The following is a 20,938-nucleotide window of genomic DNA, read 5'->3' on the forward strand; positions in this document are numbered from 1 at the left end:
GAAAAAGGAAGGGTAGATCCTGATGCAAAAAAGCGGGAAATTTGCTTGGACATGGACGATACGTGAGGAAGTTCTGGAAGAGTATGTTGAGATGCACTTGGCTCCTTGGCCAGAGATTATGGAAGAACACAGTAAAGCTGGCATTCGAGATTACTCCATTTTTCAAAATGGCGCACAATTTTTCTATGTATTCTTATGTGATGATTTAGATGCTGCTTTCGCTTATCTGGCTGAGAGCGACGCTTGTAATCGATGGAATGCCATTACGTCCAAAATGGTCGTAGGTTCATTTGATTTCCGTGAAGCAGTACCGATCACTCCGATGCGCGAGGTTTTTTATCTGAAATAATAGTATTAAGGCTGAAAGGATGACTAGAGCCAATTCTAGCATCCTTTTTTCATTTCTCCGATTAATTTCCAGAGCTGGTAGACCGTGGCTCCAAGGGAATAGAAACTCACTTGAAGTACTAGTTAGATTGGGATAGTATGAGGTGCAGAGTATTATTGAAAGGAACGTGAATATGAATAACCTCAACCTAAAGCTATTGATGAAAGCAACACGATTCCGGGTTATTCCAGTCATGATCATTCCCATCCTATTAGGTGGATTGGGCGCCATTGTGTGGAAAGATACATTTCATCCAATGCTATTTGTGCTGACCTTCGTTGGATCTATAGCAGCGCATCTATTCTCAAATATGATTAATGATTTATGGGATTTTCGAAATGGAGTCGATACGGCAGCAAAGGAAACGGCCTCTACGATTTCAACGAATTCAGGATTTCTGGCCAATGGCATTATTGCAGAACGTACGTTTAGTTTGTTAACTTGGTCCGTGTTTGCTGTTGCCCTTATTTGTGGTCTTATTTTAAGTGTAATCAGTGGTTGGCTCGTACTCATTTTCGGAGGTTTAGGTGGCTTAATTGCCTATTTCTATGTGGCACCGCCTATTAAATTTGGTTACCGCGGCAAAGGATATAGCGAGATTGCTATTTTGTTATCCTTTGGTGTTTTACCTACGCTAGGCAGTTATTATGTGCAGACCATGCAGGTGGATTATCGCCCGATATTGCTATCATTACCTATCGGCTTACTAACGACATTGATTCTATTTAATCATCATTTTCTCCATTGGCAATCGGATCAAAGTGCTGGTAAACGTACGCTAGTTGTAGTTTGGGGCGAGAAGCGAGCACTGGTGTTCTCCAAGTTCTTATTCGTATTGTCTTACGCATCATTGATTGCTTGTGTCATCATTGGTGTGTTCCCTTACTATGCCCTTCTTGCGTTACTAACAGCCGTTCCATTTTATCGGGTGTATCGTAATTTGAAGTCAGAGAATCCTTCCCCGGCCTATCTGCCATTAATGGGTGCTTCCTTAAAAGCAACAATAAGAGGCGGCATCATTATGATGCTAGCGCTGGTGGTACAAGCTATCTTTCAATCTTAAAATTCACAGATGAAGTGAGGTCATATACATGAGCAGACAATTTACAATTGGTGATTTCCACACGATCTTATCGGAAGGCGAAGTTTGGAAAATAGGCGGTTTCCCGATGCCGGATGGCTCATTCTGGGAATTCAGAGAACCGAATGCGACGATTATTGTTCGAAACGGCATATTATATGCGCGTGCGCCGCTTAGCCGCAAAAATGATTATGTACAATTTCTAGATAATGCCAAGCATATGTATTATTCCGCTAAGGATGTTGAAGTGCCTGAAGAAGGAGAAATTTCATTCGAGCTACAAATCCGTGCTCGTACGCAAAACACGGCACCGAACGATTTATACGATGGTTTCGTTTCGTTGAATTTGCTTGATTTTACAACAGGCGCAGCGCTGGATTTCTTCGCTGGGAATGATAAATACGCAAGTGTTTACGCAGTACTACCCTTCCCAGGTGTGCAAGTGCCTGAAACAGATAAAACACGCTTTTTCTGTATTTTCAAAGAGGAAACGAATTTCCAACCACGTGAATTTAATACGTATAAAATTACGTACCACCGCGGTAATGATGAAGTCATTTTCTATGTGAACGGTGAGGAAGTACGCCGTGAAAAAAACGTGCCGATCAAATTMAATCGATTCACAGTTGCATTAGGCATGATGACGGAGAAGGATTTGACGCCTCAAGGAAGTGTCTCTCTACATGGACAAACGATTATTGGCGAATGGACGCCCGTCACTGTTACAGTAACGGAATAAAACGTACGATCGAAAGAGCTCGGACTTCATTCCTGAAGTCGGGCTCTTTTTTGCACGCTCCTGCCTATGGGTGAATACACTGGAGTACTTAGCGATTAGGCTTCATAGGAGGTACGGGTATGCGGAAATATACAGTCAAACAGGACCCTCGCGATTTTCGTGATTTCACATACAGGAGTGTCAATTATATTCGGGAATCCCAATTGCCGAAGAAATTCGATTTACGCAACAAACTCTCTCCTGTTGTAAACCAAGGCTCGTTAGGTTCATGTACTTCGAATGCGATTGTGAGCGGATTGCGAGAGTATTGGCTGCGATCCGAAGATGAGAACACAACGCGGTTATCCCGACTTTTTCACTATTGGCATGAACGTGAGCTAGAGCATACGGTTAATCGTGATGCAGGGGCTACGATCCGTGATGGGTTTAAAGTGCTGCAGAAAACGGGCGTATGTCCAGAGGAAGTATGGCCATATGAGATTGCAAATTTTCGCAATACGCCGAATCATGAAGCTGAAGCTCTTGCTAGGTACTATCGTATTGATGGCTATCATCGTATTCATGATCTAGCAGGTATAAAGGCTGCACTTGCCGATGGATCACCAGTTGTTTTCGGAATTTGGATCTATGATTCGTTTGAAAGTAAGACAGCTTCCAAAACTGGGAAAATTCCGTATCCAAATCGGAAAAAGGAAAAGCTTCTAGGCGGTCATGCCTTACTTGCTGTTGGTTATAAGGATAGTAAAGTGAAGGGGCAGGGTGTCATCATTGCTCGGAACTCATGGGGTACCGCTTGGGGTGACGCAGGCTATTGCTATATTCCTTATTCCTTTTTCAAAAATAGATCGCTAACCTTTGATTACTGGACGGGTAAATAATACGGGTAAATAAATCGAAACATCCAATGAATATCAACGAAACGAGGGGCGGCTTTATGCCAAAGGAAAAGCTTAGGTTACTTATTCTTATCCTATATGTTTTGCTAATCTTGTTTCTTAGTTTGTTTTTATGAAAAAGAGAAAAACAGCCGCTGCGATCCGTCGCAGCGGCTGTTCTGTGTTTAAAAACCTTTGTATTGCGGCTCTTCATTTTCTAATTGCTGTACACGAGAGGAGACTTGATCAACGATTTGCTGGGTAGATTGGGCAGCAGTCTCATATAATTGCTTGGCCTCTTGATTCTGTGTGCTAAGGGCAAAGGTTTCAAGACTGGCCTGGGCACTTTTTAAGGATGCTAGTGTGGTTTTAACTTGTGCTGCTACTGTCATGTTGTCGTAAACACTCCTCAAATTTGATAATGGATGAGAACAGATCGATTCAATGTGCGCTCTCCGGTTTGCGATTGTTAATATGCCCGCAGTGATTGCTGTATATTTTACCAAATAAATCCAATTTAGAGTGATGATAGTTAGTGCCCGATTGGCACATAATGTAGATATTGAAAGCTGGTGAAGGAGGAGGAATGATGTGCCTGAATGGCTACTTATTGCCATTAGAGCTCTAGGTACCTTAATGTTTCTGTTTGTTTTAACGCGGATTCTAGGTAAAAAACAAATATCTCAGCTCACTTTTTTTGAATATGTTATCGGCATAACGCTTGGGGATCTGGCTGGTAACATTTCGACCGATGTCGAGGCGAATTACTATCATGGTGTTATCGCAATTTTGGTATGGGTCCTTGTGCCATTAGTACTGGAAATATTGACTTTGAAGAGCAAGACACTTCGTGTCTGGTTTGAAGGGAATGGCAGAGTTCTCATTAAAGATGGCAAAATTCTTGAGGGGAATTTGAGAAAAGAACGCTATACAGGTGATGAACTACTTGAACAGTTACGTACCAAAGGTGTATTTCGGGTGGCTGATGTGGAATTTGCGATGCTGGAGACTAGTGGTGATTTGAGTATTCTGTTGAAGAGTGAGAACCAGCCATTAACGCCAAAGCATATTGGCATGAAGTTGACCATAGAGAAACCAACGCAAGCTGTCATGATGGATGGTGTCATTCAAAATGAGCCGCTGGCTGCCGCGGGAAAAAGTAGAGGATGGCTGCAAGCGGAACTTGATAAGCTGGGTATTGCTAAGGAAAATGTATTTCTCGGTCAGGTTAACACAAATGGTGAATTAACTGTTGATCTTTATGATGATAACTTACAAGTCCCTGCACCGACCGAACGTCCTGCTTTACTCGCGTGCTTAAAGAAATGTGAAGCAGACTTGGAGCTGTTCTCACTAACGACACAAAATATAGAAGCCAAACAAATGTATGAAGCTTGTTCCATTCAGTTAACTCAAATTATTCAGCAGGTACATACGATTCTCAGAGCTTAGGTTTTGAGGGAATAGGAGTAAGTCATGCCTAACAACAAGAAGAAAAACTTAACAATGACACAGCAAGAATACCAAAAATTAGCCAAGCAGCAAGAGCCCAAAAGACCTGTGCTTAAAAATTGCGGCAGAGCCTTTCTCGTAGGGGGGACGATCTGCCTGATTGGTGAATGCTTTATGCGTATGTTCATTAATTGTTTTGGATTTACGGAGAAAACAGCGGGCAATCCAACCGTAGCTGTGATGATTATTATTTCTGTTATTTTAACCAGTCTCGGCATCTACGATAAAATCGCGCAGTGGGCAGGAGGAGGAAGCTCAGTCCCCGTTACTGGCTTTGCGAATTCGCTTTGTTCGGCGGCTATTGAGCATCGTGCGGAAGGTCTAGTGCTTGGCGTTGGTGGGAATATGTTTAAATTAGCGGGTTCAGTTATCGTTTTCGGAACTGTTGCGGCCTTCTTTGTAGGGATTGCGCATCTTATCTTCACGGGGGGTTGACGATATGCTGAAGGGACACCAAAGCTGGCTGTTTGAAAATCGGCCCGTGATTCTTTCAACGGGTACTGTTGTAGGTCCTGATGAAGGAAAAGGACCGCTCAATGAGGATTTTGATATTGTTCATGGTGATTTGACACTCGGTCAAAAAACATGGGAAAAAGCAGAGAAAGCGCTGCTGGAGGAAGCTGCGCATCACGCGCTGGCGAAAGCCGGGCTAACCGACGGCCAGATCCAATTCTATGTTGGAGGCGATCTGATGAATCAGATCATCTCCAACACTTTCGCGGCTCGGACGCTGAATATACCTTATCTGGGTATATTCGGTGCTTGCTCCACGTCGATGGAAGGACTGGCGCTAGCCGCCCAACTGGTCGATTCTGGCGCAGCCAATTATGTTATGGCTGGCACCTGCAGCCATAACTGTACGGCGGAGAAGCAGTTCCGTTATCCAACGGAATATGGTTCTCAGAAGCCGCCGACAGCACAGTACACCGTCACGGGCGCAGGGGTCGCCGTGCTTGGTAAAACCGGTGACGGCCCTGTCGTCACCGCAGCTACGATCGGTCGGATCGTGGATATGGGGATCACGGATCCTTTCAATATGGGCGCAGCTATGGCGCCGGCCGCCGTCGATACGATACAAACCCATTGCCGCGAATTGAATCGCGACCCTTCCTATTACGATCTCATCGTGACGGGGGATCTAGCAGCAGTAGGGGTCAGCATTGCGCGTGAGCTGTTCCAAAAGCACCAGTTCCCAATCGAGCAAACAACCTACAGCGATTGCGGGTTAATGATCTTTGATCGTGAAACGCAATCGGTTCAGTCAGGAGGAAGCGGTTGCGGTTGCTCGGCTACTGTTACCTACGGGCACTTGCTGAAGCGCATAGCCAAAGGGGAGCTGAAAAGAATTCTCGTTGTTGCGACAGGAGCCTTGCTTTCGCCGCTTTCTTTCCAACAAGGAGAGAGTATTCCTTGTATCGCACATGCTGTTTCCATTGAGTCTGGAGGGTTATACGTATGAGCTTTTTTTGGGCTTTTGTTGTTGGAGGGGCCATCTGTGTGCTTGGGCAACTCATGATGGATGTTGGTAAACTAACGCCAGCCCATACCATGAGCACACTTGTTGTTCTTGGTGCCATTGCGGATGGCTGCAATTTATATGAACCATTGATTGCCTTTGCTGGCGCAGGTGCGACTGTGCCCATAACGAGCTTCGGGAATGCGCTTGTTCACGGTGCTTTAGAGGAACTCCATAAGGATGGCTACATAGGCATCATAACAGGTATTTTCAAGGTGACCAGCGCGGGGATATCCGCCGCGATTATTTTCTCATTCTTGGCTGCCTTGTTTGTGAAACCCAAAGGATGAAGCTAGTGTGAGATCGATGGATGGAATAGCAAGTGTAATGGACGCCGAGTGGCGTCTTTTTCTGTTTCACGTGGTTAATTTTAACAAATAACTTTAGAGGATTTACAAGTATACGGACGAAAAACTTTCCTGTAAACTAGATTTATGTACATTTTTGTTTATTTTCTGAACCAAACAGAAGATGGAAGCATGTTCGTACAAATTGCCTTGTTAACGCATACAAGTTTTCTACGAAAACTCTAAGGAGGACCAACAAATGGAAACTGCCACTCAGCATCATGTAGAAGTACTAGCTAGGCTGAAAGCAAATTTAGAATCATGTATTCTTGGCAAAAGCGCTGAAATTGAATTGTTGCTTACTGCGATGTTGGCCGGTGGTCATGTTCTGCTTGAGGATGTCCCAGGAACAGGTAAAACAGTGCTCATTAAAGCGCTAGCGAAATCTATTAACGGGCAATTCCGCCGTATTCAATGTAACCCGGACTTATTGCCAACAGATATAACTGGCGTTTCTATATATCACCCCAAAAAAGAAGAGTTCATTTTCCGTTCTGGGCCGATTATGACCAATATTTTGCTAGTGGATGAGATCAATCGGGCTACTACGAAAACGCAATCAGCTCTTCTGGAAGCGATGGAAGAGCAGCATATTACGGTAGACGGTGACTTGCATGAACTTCCATCTCCGTTCCTGATGCTAGCGACTCAGAATCCGATCGACTTTGAAGGCACATATACATTGCCAGAGGCACAATTAGATCGATTTATGATCAAGCTGAGCTTAGGCTATCCTAGTGAAGCAGCTGAGAAAATGATGATTGCATCTCAGAGCAAAGTTCATCCGATGGAAGCACTGCACGCCATTGTGGACACCAAGCAAGTGCTTGAGATTCAGGAGCAGGTTCGCCGTGTTCACTTGGATGAAGCTGTGGCTGATTACTTAGTCACCATTTCGCGTAAAACACGGGAACATCACGCTGTTTTCCTCGGAGCGAGTCCGAGGGCTACACTTTCGTTAGTTTTAGCATCCAAAGCGTATGCTTTCATACATGGACGCGATTATGTCATCCCGGATGATATTAAATATTTAGCTCCTTTTGTACTGGGTCACCGTATGATCCTTCAAATGGAAGCACGTATGGATGGCGTCAGTATCGCTTCTGTGCTCGCGACGATTTTTGAGCAAGTACGGGTCCCGGTCAGATTGGAGAAGTGAGCCTATGAAACGACCGGTATTTAAACGATTCGGGGAGCGTCCCCGGTTTCCGGCAGCATTATGGCTACTTTTAACTTGTTTGCTGGCTAGCTTGTTCTTCATGCTATTTCAAGGTGGGAAGCTGGCCTCCATGTTATTCATTACGATGACGGTTTTAACGGTGTATTTGCTTTCAGGGAACTGGAGTGGCATTAAACGCGCGCAGGGGACTCGCAAGCTAACGAACGCAGGCTTAGAGGCTAAACTTGAGGCAGGACAATCGTTACAAATTAAGATCGGGGTACAATTGCCAGGGTATTGGCCAGTTCCTTACCTGATGATTAAAGATCAGCTTATTCGGCAGAATGGTGATGAATCTGTATTTGAAGGGTCGATCGTGCCTGATTGGAAACGTCGGGGTGAGTTCACTTACAGTACGCCGCCACTCCGCAGAGGCTATTATCGTTTCGGGGAGACAGAGTGCTTAACGGAAGATATTTTCGGCTTTTTTCAGCATAAGGGCCGAGTGGATCTGCAGCAGCCGATTACTGTGTATCCGCAAACTGTCACCATACGCGAATGGGCGCAATTTCATCAAATGCTCAAAGGGATGCAGCATCACTCTACGACGACTAGCGCACACCGTGAAACGACGCAAATTAATGGCGTTCGCGAATACATTTACGGCGATCGGCTTTCACGGATTCACTGGAATGCGACGGCTAAGACAGGCACTTGGAAGTCGAAGGAGTTCGAGCGGGAATCTTTGCCGAAAACCATTATTTTACTAGACCGAACCGCACGAGCGTACCGAGATGGCGCTGAATTTGAATTAGCTGTGTCGGTTGCAGCTTCCTTGTTCCGATACGGAACAGGGCGTGAAATGTCGCTGGGCCTCCTGTCGATCGGCAAGGAATTTACTTATTTTGAACCGAAGCACAGCCAGCATCATTACAAGGAAATTGTTAAACATCTAGTAGGTGTAGATGCGGATGGCTATCAATCGCTGAGTCAAATATTGAAGGAACGCTCACAGGATTGGCCTGCAGGCAGCTTAATTGTACTCATATCTCCGCAAAAAGGCAGCGCCATGCTGCAAATGTTTCAGCAAATGGCGCTTCTTCAAATGAAGCCCTGCCATATCTGGATTCATGGTCATACTGATCCAGCTTTTGGACCTCAGGGAGTGGAGCAAATCACTACGAATGAGGATTATATTAAAGCCATTCGCTCACAAGGCTATATGGGGTATGAGGTTAGTCAATTAACGGACTTGCCWAACCTTCTGGGAGGGGCGAAACGGTATGCCTAACACATGGTGGAGCAGACTCCTTCTAAAGGATTGGGCGTTACGAGTATCTGCAATTTTAATTGCTATCTTTCTTTATCAATTTGTGATTTGGATTATGAAAGAAGATGGTCTTTGGCTTGCTGAGACGGTCTCTTTCGTGACATGGACCTTAGTCCTTATTACGGCGACGTATTGTATACCCAAAATCACGAATGGATGGCGCGCATGTATCCAGTTCCTACTCATTATCTGGCTCCATGGCTGGGGTATGGGATATCATTGGGTAGCAGTTCATATAACAACCTGGAAAGAAGCTTTGCGCTTTATTGGCCTTAATGCGGGGCAACTAGAACCTTATATTTGGTTTAGTTTAAGCGCGTGGATCGTTTATTTGTTCGCGATGTGGTCCATTACTTCGAAATTTCGTATTGTCGTCCTTATTTTTGTTAGCATTTTATTTTTTGCCGTACGTGATTCTTTCAGTATGATTTTTCTTTGGCCTCAAGTGGCGATGATCCTGCTCTGCGGATTTCTCCTCTTAATTGTGAAACATTTTTCACAGTTGAAGAAAAAAGCGCCAGACGTATGGGAGACGATTTCCGATTATCCGTCTTCTTTCGTTGTTCCTATCCTCATTTTGGTTGGCGTGATTACTTTGGCTGGTGTTTTTGCACCAACGGTAAATCCCATTTTGACGGATCCTTATACAGCTTGGAAAGTGAGTCGYGGGGAAACGGTGCCGTTACTTGGCAAAGGGGTTAGCGTTGCTACTTCGACGGCTGACACTTCATCTGGTTATAGCCGTGATGATAGCCGACTCGGTGGTGGCTTTCGATTTGATTACACGCCGGTGATGACGATTGAATCTAGTAAACGAACCTATTTCCGCGGTGAAACGAGATCGATGTATAACGGGAAAGGTTGGGAGCTGGGGCCCACGGAAAAGAGACTGCCGATGTTTCGGGTGAATTTGAATCCGTTACCGTTGGATGCACGTTTTAATATATCGCAATTGAAAACGCAGGAAGTCACACAAAGTGTTGTGATGGATCGTGAAGAGGTGTTCCCAGTATTATTCGGGGGATTCGCCATTCAGAAAATTGTGGAGATTAATAAGGGTGAAAACCCATTCGTGCGTATCATTTGGTCACCGCGACAATCTGAGTTGCGCTTCACAGGACGAAGTAATTATCCTAAAGACTACTCGGTTGTGGTACAAGAGCCGATTCTTGAGGAAGATCTACTGCGGAAAACGACAGGTGATTACGTAAACAAACCGGAATGGGCAGAGTACTTACAAGTTCCTGCTGATTTGCCTGAGCGTGTGAAGCAACTAGCTCTTGACCTTACGAAGACAGCAACGAATCCCTATGATAAAGCGAAGCTTATCGAGAAGTATTTGTCTGAGAATTTCCCTTATACCAATACACCGGACGAAACGAAGGGGAAAAGCAAGGATTTTGTGGACCGTTTCCTATTCGAAGTCAAGCAAGGGTATTGTGATTACTACTCGACGGCAATGGCTGTACTCACGCGTTCGATTGGTTTGCCCACTCGCTGGGTGAAAGGATATTCCTCTGGATCCTCTTCGATCACCGATGAAATTCGGGAACAGGGAATATTAGGCGCGTTAGGAGCCACATTTGACACRGATGGTGCTGGTACGTATACGATTCGCAACTCCGATGCACATTCTTGGGTAGAAGTTTATTTTGATGGCTTTGGTTGGATATCCTTTGAACCTACCTCGGGCTTCACACTGCCCAATGTATTCCCAGAGGCAGCACCAGTCCCAGAAGAACCAGCAACGGATACGGAAACGAGCACATTGCCAGAAGAAACGACAGAAGCACCTAGTTTCACATGGCTTTGGTTGACACTCAGCAGTGTAGTAGTTGTAGTACTTCTTTCAGTCGCTGTATTTTTCCTAATGAGAACTGAAGCTTGGCATAACTGGCGAGCTCGCAGGAAACAGCTGCAAGTCGTGAATTTTAACCAGAAAATAATCGTTGAATTTGAAAGAATGCTCCGTGCCTGCCGTCGTAAAGGGTACACGCGACACGAGTATGAAACGGTTCGAGAAGCAACAACCAGATGGTCATCGCAGAGTAAATGGTTGAAGAAAGAGCTGGATGCGTTGATTGAATTATTTGAACGTGCGAAATATAGTCAATTAGCGGTATCTGAAGTTGAATATCAACAAGCGAACCAATTAATTCTTCGTGTCAAAGAACAAATCAAATGAACAAACGAAGCCACTCTCCAATTAAGGAGGGTGGCTTCAATATGAGAGGAGATATAATCAAATGGCGTTTATCGATTGTCATTTTCATTCAGAATCCCTTGGTGTTGCAGCTTCCATGCATGTAATATTACCTCAAGTTGCCAAAGGCCAAATCGGACTAGCTTCACATGCTTATGGGGGCAAGCACCCAACCTTGTTTTTGCTTCATGGCTTGTCTGATGATCATACAATTTGGATGCGGAGAACCTCGATTGAGCGATATGCTTCCCARCTCGGTATTGCCGTCGTTATGCCTGCGGTGAATCGGAGTTTCTATGCTGATATGGCTGCAGGGCCGAAATATTGGGAGTTTATTAGTGATGAATTACCAGCGATAGCGAGATCCTTCTTCCCATTAGCAGAGGAACGAGAGTTAAACTACGTTGCAGGTCTTTCTATGGGAGGATATGGAGCTATGAAGCTAGCGCTCTCGCAGCCGGATCGATTTGCAGCGGGCGCGAGCTTATCTGGTGCGGTAGATATTGTAGAGAGAGCGACTGCGTTTCCCAATGATTTTCAATTGATTTTTGGCGACGTATCGACGATGAAAGACAGCCCGAATGATTTGTTTTATCTTGCTGACCAGCTCGTTGCTAGTAAACAAGATAGACCGCAGCTCTATCAATGCTGTGGCACGGAAGATTTTCTGTATGAGGATAACATTCGGTTCCGGAATTATTGCCGAGCGCAAGGTTTGCAAATTACCTATGAAGAAGAGTCTGCCACACATGAATGGGGCTACTGGGATCGCAAAATTCAAAGCGTTTTAGACTGGTTGCCATTGCCATCAAGAGTCTAGTGGGAAAATATGTTCTTTTCTTTTTGCAACAAACGAGGCACTATGGTATAGTTTCACGTATATGTCAAGGAAGCAGTTGGAGGGAATTCGTTTGCTGAAAAAGCTTGTACCCAGACAGTCTGTTCATACAATTTATGATATTGATGCCAATCACCTGTGGGGATTCGGTATTCGCGGAATTATAACGGATCTAGATAATACACTTGTCGGTGCACGCGATCCACATGCGACGCCTGAGTTAATAGAATGGCTGAAACAGATGCATCAGATCGGGTTCAAAATCGTTATCGTCTCGAACAATCATCGTTTGCGAGTCGCGACTTTTGCAGATCCACTGGGCATTCCGTTTATTCACCGTGCCAAAAAACCGACGAATGCTTCCTTCCATAAAGCGATGAAGCTGCTTGGAACGAGTGCGCGACAAACCACTGTTATCGGGGATCAAATGCTGACAGATGTGCTTGGCGGCAATCGAATGGGGCTATACACGATCCTAGTTCAACCGATCTCAAGAAAAGATGAAGGTTTCTTTACCAGAATTAATCGCTTGATTGAGAGATGGGCAGTAGCAAGGATGAAGAAATAGGAGGTTTCATGAGTACAGAAACAATACAACATTGTGCGGGTTGCGGCATTGGGCTGCAAACAGAAGACAAAAGTAAGCTTGGCTTTATTCCAGAGGCTGCCTTGCAGAAGGAACCTTTGATTTGCCAACGCTGTTACCGGATTAAGCATTATAATGAATCTTCGAGCATTACCCTTCAACAGGACGACTTCCTGAAGTTATTAGGACATGTTGGTCAAACGAAGGCGTTAGTCGTGAAAATAGTGGATATTTTTGATTTTGAAGGCAGTATGATCAGCTCACTTGCCCGATTTATCGGCAATAATCCCGTTTTACTCGTTGTTAACAAAATTGATTTGCTTCCGAAAGTGACGAATGCCAACAAGATCATCAACTGGGTGCAGCGCAGAGTCAAGGAAGAGAACCTCAAGGTTGTTGATATCGTCCTTTGCAGCGCGAAGAAAAACATCGGCTTCGACCGAGTTATTTCGGCTGTACAAGAATACCGCGGCAACATGGATGTGTATGTAGTTGGCGCTACGAACGTAGGGAAATCGACGTTAATTAATCGCCTTATCAGTGATTACAGTGATTTGGAAGCCGAATTGACGACATCGCAATATCCGGGAACTACGCTCGATCTGGTCAAAATTCCGCTTGATGACGGCAAATTCATTATTGATACGCCTGGGATTGTGTACAAGCATCGACTGACTGAGGTCGTGAAGAAGCGTGATCTAACGCCGCTTATGCCAGATAAACCGCTTAAGCCGATGGTATTTCAACTTAATGAGGCACAGACGTTATTTTTTGGCGCTCTCGTTCGATTTGATTTTATCCAAGGTGAGCATCAATCCTTTACTTGTTACACGTCGAATGCGATTCAAATTCATCGCACGAAGCTGGAACGGGCGGATGATTTGTATGAAGAACACAAAGGTGTCATGCTGACACCGCCACAATTAGCTGATCTTGAAGAGCTTCCGAAGCTGGTTAAGCATCCGCTGCACATTCCGAAGGGGAAACAGATGGATGTGCTGATCTCGGGTTTAGGCTGGATTAAGGTGAATAGTCTAGCTGGTGCACAGCTCGCTGTTCATGCACCGAAGGGTATTAAAGTGATTACACGTGAGTCGTTGATTTAGGGGGCATTGGGGGATCATGGAGAAGACTCGGACGATCGACAGTCATACGGTACTATACGGAGTATTCGGGGATCCGATCAGGCATTCCCGTTCTCCGATCATGCTGAATCGCGCTTTTCAGGAAGCGGGGATTAATGGCGTTTATGCAGCTTTTCACGTTAGGCCTGAAGAACTTGGGGAAGCTGTTCGTGGAATTCGGGCGCTCGGATACCGCGGTGTGAATGTTACCATTCCACATAAAGTAGATGTGATGAATTACCTCGATGAGATCGATGAAGGGGCTATGATCGTTGGCGCAGTCAATACCATCGTGAATGAAGAGGGCAAGCTCAAAGGCTTCAACACGGATGGGATTGGTTATGTACGTTCTTTGAAGGAAGAGACGGGAATCGAGCTCAAAGGGAAACGTGTTCTACTTCTTGGTGCAGGCGGAGCAGCACGCGGTGTGGCTTATGCCTTGGCCAAAGAAGGCGTGAGCTGTATTTATATTGCGAATCGTACCAAAGCGCGTGCTATCGAGCTTGCTGCTACTATAGGCGCATTCACCGAAACCGTTGGCTTAGGGATGGATGAGTTGGGGGATATTGTTGATAATGTTGAATTTGTTCTCAACACGACGTCAGCTGGCATGCACCCTAATGTAGACGAGCTTCCTATGCCGCTTCATCTACTTCGACCGCATCACCTAGTTAGTGATCTTATTTATAATCCGCGCATCACAAGATTTCTTCGTGAAGCGGAAGCCATTGGAGCTCGCATTCATGGCGGGCTTGGCATGTTTATTTATCAAGGCGCTTATGCCTTCGAGTATTGGACGAATACACCTGCGCCGGTTGAGGCGATGAGACAGGTGGTAGAACAGTCACTAACTGAATAAGAATGAATAGAGGGACATCCATGTTAACAGGCAAACAAAAACGTCATTTACGCTCACTCGCGCACCACATTGATCCAATCTTCCAAGTTGGTAAAGGTGGCGTGAATGACCATATCATTCGTCATATCCAAGAAGCAATTGAAGTACGTGAATTAATTAAGATTACCGTTCTTAACAACAGTGGTGAAGATCGTCAAGAAGTCGGAGCTGAATTATCCGAGAAATCTGGTGCTGAGCTTGTTCAGGTTATCGGGAAGATCGTCGTGCTTTACAAAGAATCGCGTGACAATAAGAAGATTGAACTGCCGCGCTAATGAGGTGGACGTATGCTTGTCGGAATTATGGGAGGCACATTCGATCCCATTCATACCGGTCATTTAATCGCAGCTGAACGTGCGAGGGTGGAAGGGGGCTTGGACGAGGTATGGCTGATGCCTGCCAATGTCCCGCCGCATAAGCCCAATGCCCCGAAGGGAACAAGCCAGCAGCGTTGGGAGATGGTTTGCCTTGCTGCAGAAGGCAATCCTTTTTTTCGTCCTGTCGATATCGAAATTAACAAAGGCGGCGTATCCTATAGTATCGATACGATCGAACTGTTGAAATCGCAGTATCCGGACATCGCGTTCACTTATATTATTGGTGCCGATATGGTCCAGTACTTGCCGCAGTGGCATCGCATCGATGACATCGTGCGGCATATTCATTTTATTGGATTAGCCAGACCTGGTTATGAGCTGGACCTGACGCAGCTTCCCGAGCGTATACGAAATCGCGTGAAGCTGGTACCGATGCCGCTCGTTGAGATTTCATCGACAGCTATTCGGGAGCTTAGGCAGCTTAAGGATCCCGTCAGGTATCTTGTGCCAGATAAGGTAAGGCAGTTCATGGAGGTGAATCGCTTATATGAATCGTGAAGACCTTATGGCGGCTGTGAAGGAGCAAATGCCTGAACGGCGCTGGCAGCACACTCTTGGTGTGATGGAGACTAGCGTTATGCTGGCTGAACGATTTGGCGGGGATGCGGTCAAAGCGGATGTCGCAGCGATTTTGCACGATTATTGCAAGTATTGGCCCATACAGGAGCAAGCTAAGATTATTCGTGAGAATGATTTACCTCAAGACTTGTTAGCATTCGATAAGGAACTGTGGCATTCGCACGCAGGTGCTTTTATTGCGAAGACACAATTCGGTATCGACGACGAGGAGATTTTGGATGCGATCAGGTACCATACATCCGGTCGCGAACAAATGACGCAGCTCGACAAAATCGTTTGCTTGGCGGATTATATGGAACCAGGCCGTGATTTCCCAGGTGTAGAGTTTATTCGTGAACTTGCTAAGTCGAGTCTCGAACGCGCGTTGATTGCCGGCTTTGACTCCACCATCAACTTTTTGATATCCAAAGGTAAGCGCATTTATCCACTAACAATTTTGACACGGAATGATTTATTGGAACAAATCCAAATACACACCTAATGACATGGAGGATGATTGCATGAGTAAAAACCCAGAAGAAATATTAGCATTCGTTGTTGAGGCAGCGGAAGACAAAAAAGCGGCAGATATCGTTAGCTTGAACTTGCAAGGCGTATCCCCAATTGCAGATTATTTCGTTATTTGTCACGGGAATTCGGAAACACAAGTACAAGCAATCGCAGGCGAAGCTCGTAAAAAGGCGCATGAGCATGGTGTTCATATTCGAAGTTATGAAGGCATTGACACAGCACGATGGGTACTTCTTGATCTAGGGGACGTTGTTCTCCACGTTTTCCATCGTGATGATCGTCAATATTATAATATCGAAAAACTTTGGTCCGATGCTAAAGTTGTGGAGCGCGTATGAGAATGGAAGCAGGATCCCTTGTTACCCTAGAGGTAGCAAGGGAAGTTCCACCTAATGGCTTTTTCCTGAGTGATGGTTATCAGGATTTTCTGCTGCCTTATGCAGAAATCGTAGGTAGTCGAATTAGTCCGGGAGACCAAGTGGAGGTGTTCTTATTCCACGATACGCAGGATCGAATTATGGCGACCATGAAGAAACCGCTGCTGACCATGGGTCATGTTGGGCTTCTAGAGGTTGTTGATATTCATCCGCGTTTTGGCTATTTCTTAGAAATGGGACTTGGTCGTCATTTGCTTTTACCTTACCGACATGTGCCAGAACTTGAAGAGCTTCGTCCTCAAGTAGGGGATAAAGTTTTCGCTACGCTTGCACACGATCGACAGGGCCGGTTAATTGCGAAGCTCGCGCTAGAAGAAGACTTGGCTCCGCTATGTGTACGAGCTCCGTCAAGTTGGGCAAACCAATGGGTCAAAGCTCGCGTTTATCGCCCACTTCAGATGGGTACATTCGTCATATGTGAGGCGGGTGTTCTAGGTTTTGGCGTCATCGGGCTTATCATCCCGCAAGAGCGGACACGCTTGCTTCGGGTGGGTGAGTTAGTTGATGTTAGGATCGCATTTGTGCGTGAAGAAGATGGACGAGTTAACCTATCGATGAGGCTTCCGAAGGAAAAAGGACGCGATGAGGATGCAGAATGTATTCTTGAAGTGCTCCGTGAACGACCAGGGCATGCCATGCCATTTTCGGATAAGACGCAAGCGGATGTCATCAAGGATAAATTCGGTCTAAGTAAGGCAGCCTTCAAACGTGCCTTAGGCAAGCTGATGAAAGATGGGCTCATCTATCAGGAAGCAGATTGGACGTATCTGAAACAAGAGGAGACGCAAGGCTGATATGAGTTACGAGAAATTCGCCTATACGTACGATAGATTAATGAACAGCATGCCCTATGCAGATTGGCTGAGGTTCGTTAAGGAAAGCTTTGAACGCTTCGATATAAAGCCAACAACGCTTGTGGATTTAGGTTGCGGTACAGGCAATTTGTCCATTCCATTAGCTGCTGAAGGATTACAGGTGACGGGCATCGATCTATCCGAGGATATGTTGGCCGTTGCTGAGCAGAAGCATAGCGAACAACCCAGTCAGCTTCGCTGCGGGGCTATTCGTTGGATTAGGCAGGATATACGTGAATGGGAGCTTGGCGAGGAAGTTGATGTTGCCATTTCATTTTGCGATAGTCTTAACTATTTGCTAGAGGAAGATGACATCGTGGATGCTTTCCGTCAGACATTGGCTGGGCTCAAGCCAGGTGGTTTATTCCTATTCGATGTACATACTCCAGAGCAATTGTTTGCCTATGCGGAGTCTCAGCCTTTTTTTCTAAATGAAGACGATGTTGCTTACATTTGGACAAGTGAGTTAGATGAAGAACGCGTTCAGATTGAACATGATTTAACGATTTTCGTCAAAGACAGCGGCTCAGGCGAAACCTTCCGGCGTATTGATGAAACGCATGAACAAAGAGCGTATCCCCTGCAGTGGCTGGAACAGATGCTAATCGAGGTAGGCTTTCGTGAGGTACATCAAGCTTCTGACTTTACGTGGGAGCAGCCAACGGATAAGACAGAGCGAGCTTTCTTTATTGCGAAAAAATAATCCTAAAGGGATTCGCCCTCGGCTTGACAGTGCGGCATTATTTTACATATAATCAAAGCTAATCAGTTGTATGGAAAGCTTAGATGAGGAATAGTACCTTGTACAGCATCTTTCAGAGAGTCGGAGCTAGGGTGTGAGCCGGCAGATGTTAGTCTTGAGAACTCGCCTCGGAGCTAGAAGGTGAACCGCCGGAAGTGAGGGCGCTAGCTGGATCGTCTCACCCGCGTTAAGGGGCAGAGTGAACACAGGTGAAGAATACCTTGTGTTAACTAGGGTGGTACCACGGGAATTATACCTCTCGTCCCTAGCGATATCCGCTAGCGATGTGAGGTTTTTTTGTGCGTATTTGTATATATGAGCAGATAGCAACTTGAAGGAGGCATGGAGTAATGACAAAAGAACTGAAAGAAGCCAAAGAAACGAAAGAGCAACAAGGCTACAATCCGCAAGCGATCGAACCCAAATGGCAGGCTTACTGGGATGCAAAGAAAACATTTAAGGTACTGGAAAATTCGGATAAACCGAAATTTTATGCCTTGGATATGTTCCCTTATCCATCCGGAGCAGGCTTGCACGTAGGGCATCCTGAAGGCTATACGGCGACAGATATCGTTTCCCGTTTCAAACGGATGAGAGGCTTTAATGTCCTTCACCCAATGGGCTGGGACGCATTTGGACTTCCTGCAGAGCAGTATGCTTTAGATACAGGGAATGATCCGAGAGAGTTCACGAAGAAGAATATCGATACGTTCCGCCGTCAAATCAAATCACTCGGCTTCTCTTACGATTGGGATCGGGAGATTAGTACAACGGATCCGGAGTATTACAAATGGACGCAGTGGATTTTCATCCAACTGTACAATAAAGGACTTGCTTACGTTGATGAAGTGCCTGTTAACTGGTGTCCGGCTCTAGGTACTGTACTTGCGAATGAGGAAGTTATTGACGGATTAAGTGAGCGCGGTAACCATCCGGTTATTCGGAAACCGATGCGTCAGTGGATTTTGAGAATTACGGAGTATGCGGAGCGTTTGCTTGAAGATCTTGAAGAATTGGATTGGTCTGAAAGCATTAAGGATATGCAGCGCAATTGGATTGGGAAATCAACGGGAGCTGAGGTTCAGTTCGCGATTGAAGGTCATGCTGAGAAAAGCCTAACGGTTTTCACAACTCGTCCAGATACATTATTCGGAGCAACTTATTGTGTATTGGCGCCTGAGCATGAGCTTGTTCAGCAGATTACCACAGAGGCGCAAGCCGCTGAGATCAAAGAATATCAAGAGAAAGCTTCACGCAAGAGTGACTTGGAGCGTACAGATTTGGCGAAAGACAAATCCGGTGTGTTCACAGGGGCTTATGCGATCAATCCGGTTAATGACACGAAAGTGCCAATTTGGATCGCGGATTATGTGCTTGGCGGTTATGGTACGGGCGCGATTATGGCTGTTCCAGGTCACGATCAACGCGACTGGGAATTTGCCAAACAATTCGATTTGCCGATTATCGAGGTAGTTCAAGGCGGAGATGTGGAGAAAGAAGCATACGCTGGCGATGGCAAGCATGTGAATTCTGGTCCAATCGATGGTTTGAACATTGAGCAAGGGATCAGCCATATGATCGCTTGGTTGGAGCAAAATAGCAAGGGCCGCGGCAAAGTGACGTATCGCTTGAGAGATTGGCTGTTCAGCCGTCAACGTTACTGGGGTGAGCCGATTCCGATTCTTCACTTGGAAGATGGCACGATGAAGCCAGTTCCTGTGGATCAGCTGCCGTTATTGCTTCCACAAGTAGATGAAATTAAGCCATCTGGTACAGGTGAGTCACCACTTGCTAACGTATCCGAATGGGTAAATACGATTGATCCAGAAACAGGCATGAAAGCTCGCCGTGAAACGAATACGATGCCACAATGGGCGGGAAGCTGCTGGTATTACTTGCGTTTTATCGATCCGAAGAATGATCAAGCCTTCTGTTCGGATGAGCTGCAAAAGCAGTGGTTGCCTGTTGATTTGTATATTGGCGGAGCGGAGCATGCGGTTCTTCACTTGCTATATGCGCGTTTCTGGCACAAAGTGCTTTACGATCTTGGTTTTGTTCATACCAAAGAGCCATTCCATAAGCTTGTTAACCAAGGGATGATTCTTGGCGAGAACATGGAGAAAATGAGCAAATCACGCGGCAATGTTGTGAATCCAGATGACATCGTTAGCGATCAAGGTGCAGATACATTGCGCATTTATGAAATGTTCATGGGGCCGTTGGAAGCGACTAAACCATGGAATACAACGGGCGTAGATGGGATCTCCCGTTTCTTGAATCGCGTATGGAGACTGTTCATTGATGACAACGGTCAGGTTCACACGAAAATTAGCGGGGATGAAACACTTGGCAGTGATTCATTTAAACGTACGTGGCACCGTTCGATTAAGAAAATTACCGAGGATTATGATGCACTTCGCATCAATACCGCGATTAGCCAAATGATGATTTTCGTCAATGAGGCTTACAAAACAGAGCGTCTTCCTCTGGAAGCGATGAAAAATTTCGTGCAAATGCTATCCCCGATTGCTCCTCATTTAGCGGAAGAGCTTTGGGAGAAATTGGGCGGCGTGGAATCCATCACATACGAAGCGTGGCCAGCTTATGATGAAGCGTGGACCGTGGATAATGAAATCGAAATCGTTGTGCAGATCAATGGTAAAATTGTTGACCGTGTTATGATTTCCAAGGATACCGATGAAGCTGCGATGGAGAAAATGGCTTTTGAACTCGACAAAGTCAAAGAAGCGACCGCCGGAAAGGCCGTTCGCAAATTGATTGTCGTGAAGGGTAAACTAGTCAACATCGTTGTAGGTTAATCACACAAAGTTATGCATTGAGAG

At 45.6% G+C, this 20,938-nt stretch carries 23 protein-coding genes and 1 other annotated feature; of the genes, 22 read left to right on the forward strand and 1 reads right to left on the reverse strand.

The genetic code is table 11. The features are described from left to right. The first annotated feature begins 22 nt into the window (after positions 1-22). From AC1DVJ_RS15745 to AC1DVJ_RS15760, 4 genes are all read left to right on the forward strand, one after another. Positions 23-349, forward strand: a complete 327-nt coding sequence (locus AC1DVJ_RS15745; RefSeq protein WP_477592185.1) for an L-rhamnose mutarotase — start codon at positions 23-25, stop codon at positions 347-349. A gap of 199 nt (positions 350-548) precedes the next feature. Further along, positions 549-1,451 (forward strand): UbiA family prenyltransferase, encoded by a 903-nt coding sequence (locus AC1DVJ_RS15750; protein WP_477592186.1) that lies wholly within the window; start codon positions 549-551, stop codon positions 1,449-1,451. Between the two features lie 28 nt (positions 1,452-1,479). After that, entirely contained in the window at positions 1,480-2,208 is a 729-nt protein-coding gene (locus AC1DVJ_RS15755) for a DUF6081 family protein (protein ID WP_477592187.1), read from the forward strand. A 119-nt stretch (positions 2,209-2,327) separates the two neighbouring features. Beyond that, on the forward strand, positions 2,328-3,086 hold the full coding sequence (locus AC1DVJ_RS15760) for a C1 family peptidase (RefSeq protein ID WP_477592188.1): 759 nt from the start codon (positions 2,328-2,330) through the stop codon (positions 3,084-3,086). A 182-nt stretch (positions 3,087-3,268) separates the two neighbouring features. Here the strand turns inward: AC1DVJ_RS15760 and AC1DVJ_RS15765 are convergent, their stop codons facing one another. Beyond that, a complete protein-coding gene (locus AC1DVJ_RS15765; RefSeq protein WP_310226800.1) occupies positions 3,269-3,475 on the reverse strand; it encodes a DUF1657 domain-containing protein in 207 nt (68 codons plus the stop codon). A 199-nt stretch (positions 3,476-3,674) separates the two neighbouring features. On the opposite strand from AC1DVJ_RS15765, the gene AC1DVJ_RS15770 reads away from it, so the two are divergent. The 18 genes from AC1DVJ_RS15770 to leuS all read left to right on the forward strand — a co-directional run bounded on the left by AC1DVJ_RS15770 (position 3,675) and on the right by leuS (position 20,914). Further along, positions 3,675-4,535, forward strand: coding sequence for a DUF421 domain-containing protein (locus AC1DVJ_RS15770; protein WP_477592189.1), 861 nt, complete (start codon positions 3,675-3,677; stop codon positions 4,533-4,535). 24 nt (positions 4,536-4,559) lie between these two features. Beyond that, complete coding sequence (gene spoVAC, locus AC1DVJ_RS15775; RefSeq protein WP_477592190.1) at positions 4,560-5,030, forward strand: stage V sporulation protein AC; 471 nt, start codon at positions 4,560-4,562, stop codon at positions 5,028-5,030. A gap of 4 nt (positions 5,031-5,034) precedes the next feature. Next, positions 5,035-6,054, forward strand: coding sequence for a stage V sporulation protein AD (gene spoVAD / locus AC1DVJ_RS15780; protein WP_477592191.1), 1,020 nt, complete (start codon positions 5,035-5,037; stop codon positions 6,052-6,054). Beyond that, complete coding sequence (gene spoVAE / locus AC1DVJ_RS15785) at positions 6,051-6,401, forward strand: stage V sporulation protein AE (RefSeq protein ID WP_068670930.1); 351 nt, start codon at positions 6,051-6,053, stop codon at positions 6,399-6,401. Before spoVAD ends, spoVAE begins: the two co-directional genes overlap by 4 nt. Positions 6,402-6,657: 256 nt before the next feature. Beyond that, a complete protein-coding gene (locus AC1DVJ_RS15790) occupies positions 6,658-7,617 on the forward strand; it encodes an AAA family ATPase (protein WP_477592192.1) in 960 nt (319 codons plus the stop codon). Positions 7,618-7,621: 4 nt separating this feature from the next. Further along, positions 7,622-8,908: a DUF58 domain-containing protein gene (locus AC1DVJ_RS15795; RefSeq protein ID WP_477592193.1), complete on the forward strand. Its 1,287-nt coding sequence runs from the start codon at positions 7,622-7,624 to the stop codon at positions 8,906-8,908. Further along, complete coding sequence (locus AC1DVJ_RS15800; RefSeq protein ID WP_477592194.1) at positions 8,901-11,132, forward strand: DUF4129 domain-containing transglutaminase family protein; 2,232 nt, start codon at positions 8,901-8,903, stop codon at positions 11,130-11,132. Before AC1DVJ_RS15795 ends, AC1DVJ_RS15800 begins: the two co-directional genes overlap by 8 nt. 61 nt (positions 11,133-11,193) lie before the next feature. Continuing rightward, positions 11,194-11,970 carry an alpha/beta hydrolase gene (locus tag AC1DVJ_RS15805; RefSeq protein ID WP_477592195.1) on the forward strand — a complete coding sequence of 259 codons (777 nt, stop codon included), beginning with the start codon at positions 11,194-11,196 and terminating at the stop codon, positions 11,968-11,970. Positions 11,971-12,061: 91 nt separating this feature from the next. Further along, a complete protein-coding gene (locus AC1DVJ_RS15810; RefSeq protein WP_477592196.1) occupies positions 12,062-12,556 on the forward strand; it encodes a YqeG family HAD IIIA-type phosphatase in 495 nt (164 codons plus the stop codon). 8 nt (positions 12,557-12,564) lie between these two features. Then, entirely contained in the window at positions 12,565-13,680 is a 1,116-nt protein-coding gene (gene yqeH, locus AC1DVJ_RS15815) for a ribosome biogenesis GTPase YqeH (protein ID WP_477592197.1), read from the forward strand. 16 nt (positions 13,681-13,696) lie between these two features. Beyond that, the gene (locus AC1DVJ_RS15820) at positions 13,697-14,557 is read left to right on the forward strand and encodes a shikimate dehydrogenase (protein WP_477592198.1); all 861 of its coding nucleotides are present in this window, start codon (positions 13,697-13,699) and stop codon (positions 14,555-14,557) included. 20 nt (positions 14,558-14,577) lie between these two features. Further along, on the forward strand, positions 14,578-14,871 hold the full coding sequence (gene yhbY / locus AC1DVJ_RS15825; RefSeq protein WP_477592199.1) for a ribosome assembly RNA-binding protein YhbY: 294 nt from the start codon (positions 14,578-14,580) through the stop codon (positions 14,869-14,871). 12 nt (positions 14,872-14,883) lie between these two features. Further along, positions 14,884-15,471, forward strand: a complete 588-nt coding sequence (locus AC1DVJ_RS15830; protein ID WP_477592200.1) for a nicotinate-nucleotide adenylyltransferase — start codon at positions 14,884-14,886, stop codon at positions 15,469-15,471. Then, positions 15,461-16,033 carry a bis(5'-nucleosyl)-tetraphosphatase (symmetrical) YqeK gene (gene yqeK, locus AC1DVJ_RS15835; protein ID WP_477592201.1) on the forward strand — a complete coding sequence of 191 codons (573 nt, stop codon included), beginning with the start codon at positions 15,461-15,463 and terminating at the stop codon, positions 16,031-16,033. Before AC1DVJ_RS15830 ends, yqeK begins: the two co-directional genes overlap by 11 nt. Before the next feature lie 19 nt (positions 16,034-16,052). Beyond that, a complete protein-coding gene (gene rsfS / locus AC1DVJ_RS15840; protein WP_477592202.1) occupies positions 16,053-16,400 on the forward strand; it encodes a ribosome silencing factor in 348 nt (115 codons plus the stop codon). After that, positions 16,397-17,293 carry a CvfB family protein gene (locus AC1DVJ_RS15845; RefSeq protein ID WP_477592203.1) on the forward strand — a complete coding sequence of 299 codons (897 nt, stop codon included), beginning with the start codon at positions 16,397-16,399 and terminating at the stop codon, positions 17,291-17,293. The genes rsfS and AC1DVJ_RS15845 overlap by 4 nt, the downstream gene beginning before the upstream one ends. Before the next feature lies 1 nt (position 17,294). After that, positions 17,295-18,056: a class I SAM-dependent DNA methyltransferase gene (locus tag AC1DVJ_RS15850; RefSeq protein ID WP_477592204.1), complete on the forward strand. Its 762-nt coding sequence runs from the start codon at positions 17,295-17,297 to the stop codon at positions 18,054-18,056. A gap of 71 nt (positions 18,057-18,127) precedes the next feature. After that, positions 18,128-18,365: a binding site (T-box leader), on the forward strand. An 80-nt stretch (positions 18,366-18,445) separates the two neighbouring features. Then, positions 18,446-20,914, forward strand: coding sequence for a leucine--tRNA ligase (leuS, locus tag AC1DVJ_RS15855; protein WP_477592205.1), 2,469 nt, complete (start codon positions 18,446-18,448; stop codon positions 20,912-20,914). The last annotated feature ends 24 nt before the right edge of the window (positions 20,915-20,938 follow it).

The organism is Paenibacillus sp. P4_A9 (genome assembly GCF_056402415.1).

Excerpts from the sequence above, each read along its gene's own strand:
- AC1DVJ_RS15745 (WP_477592185.1), top strand. The coding sequence starts at position 23 with ATGCAAAAAAGCGGGAAATTTGCTTGGACATGGACGATACGTGAGGAA.
- AC1DVJ_RS15750 (WP_477592186.1), top strand. The coding sequence starts at position 549 with ATGAAAGCAACACGATTCCGGGTTATTCCAGTCATGATCATTCCCATC.
- AC1DVJ_RS15760 (WP_477592188.1), top strand. The coding sequence starts at position 2,328 with ATGCGGAAATATACAGTCAAACAGGACCCTCGCGATTTTCGTGATTTC.
- AC1DVJ_RS15765 (WP_310226800.1), bottom strand. The coding sequence starts at position 3,475 with ATGACAGTAGCAGCACAAGTTAAAACCACACTAGCATCCTTAAAAAGT.
- spoVAC (WP_477592190.1), top strand. The coding sequence starts at position 4,560 with ATGCCTAACAACAAGAAGAAAAACTTAACAATGACACAGCAAGAATAC.
- spoVAD (WP_477592191.1), top strand. The coding sequence starts at position 5,035 with ATGCTGAAGGGACACCAAAGCTGGCTGTTTGAAAATCGGCCCGTGATT.
- spoVAE (WP_068670930.1), top strand. The coding sequence starts at position 6,051 with ATGAGCTTTTTTTGGGCTTTTGTTGTTGGAGGGGCCATCTGTGTGCTT.
- AC1DVJ_RS15790 (WP_477592192.1), top strand. The coding sequence starts at position 6,658 with ATGGAAACTGCCACTCAGCATCATGTAGAAGTACTAGCTAGGCTGAAA.
- yqeH (WP_477592197.1), top strand. The coding sequence starts at position 12,565 with ATGAGTACAGAAACAATACAACATTGTGCGGGTTGCGGCATTGGGCTG.
- AC1DVJ_RS15820 (WP_477592198.1), top strand. The coding sequence starts at position 13,697 with ATGGAGAAGACTCGGACGATCGACAGTCATACGGTACTATACGGAGTA.
- yhbY (WP_477592199.1), top strand. The coding sequence starts at position 14,578 with ATGTTAACAGGCAAACAAAAACGTCATTTACGCTCACTCGCGCACCAC.
- AC1DVJ_RS15830 (WP_477592200.1), top strand. The coding sequence starts at position 14,884 with ATGCTTGTCGGAATTATGGGAGGCACATTCGATCCCATTCATACCGGT.
- yqeK (WP_477592201.1), top strand. The coding sequence starts at position 15,461 with ATGAATCGTGAAGACCTTATGGCGGCTGTGAAGGAGCAAATGCCTGAA.
- rsfS (WP_477592202.1), top strand. The coding sequence starts at position 16,053 with ATGAGTAAAAACCCAGAAGAAATATTAGCATTCGTTGTTGAGGCAGCG.
- AC1DVJ_RS15845 (WP_477592203.1), top strand. The coding sequence starts at position 16,397 with ATGAGAATGGAAGCAGGATCCCTTGTTACCCTAGAGGTAGCAAGGGAA.
- AC1DVJ_RS15850 (WP_477592204.1), top strand. The coding sequence starts at position 17,295 with ATGAGTTACGAGAAATTCGCCTATACGTACGATAGATTAATGAACAGC.
- leuS (WP_477592205.1), top strand. The coding sequence starts at position 18,446 with ATGACAAAAGAACTGAAAGAAGCCAAAGAAACGAAAGAGCAACAAGGC.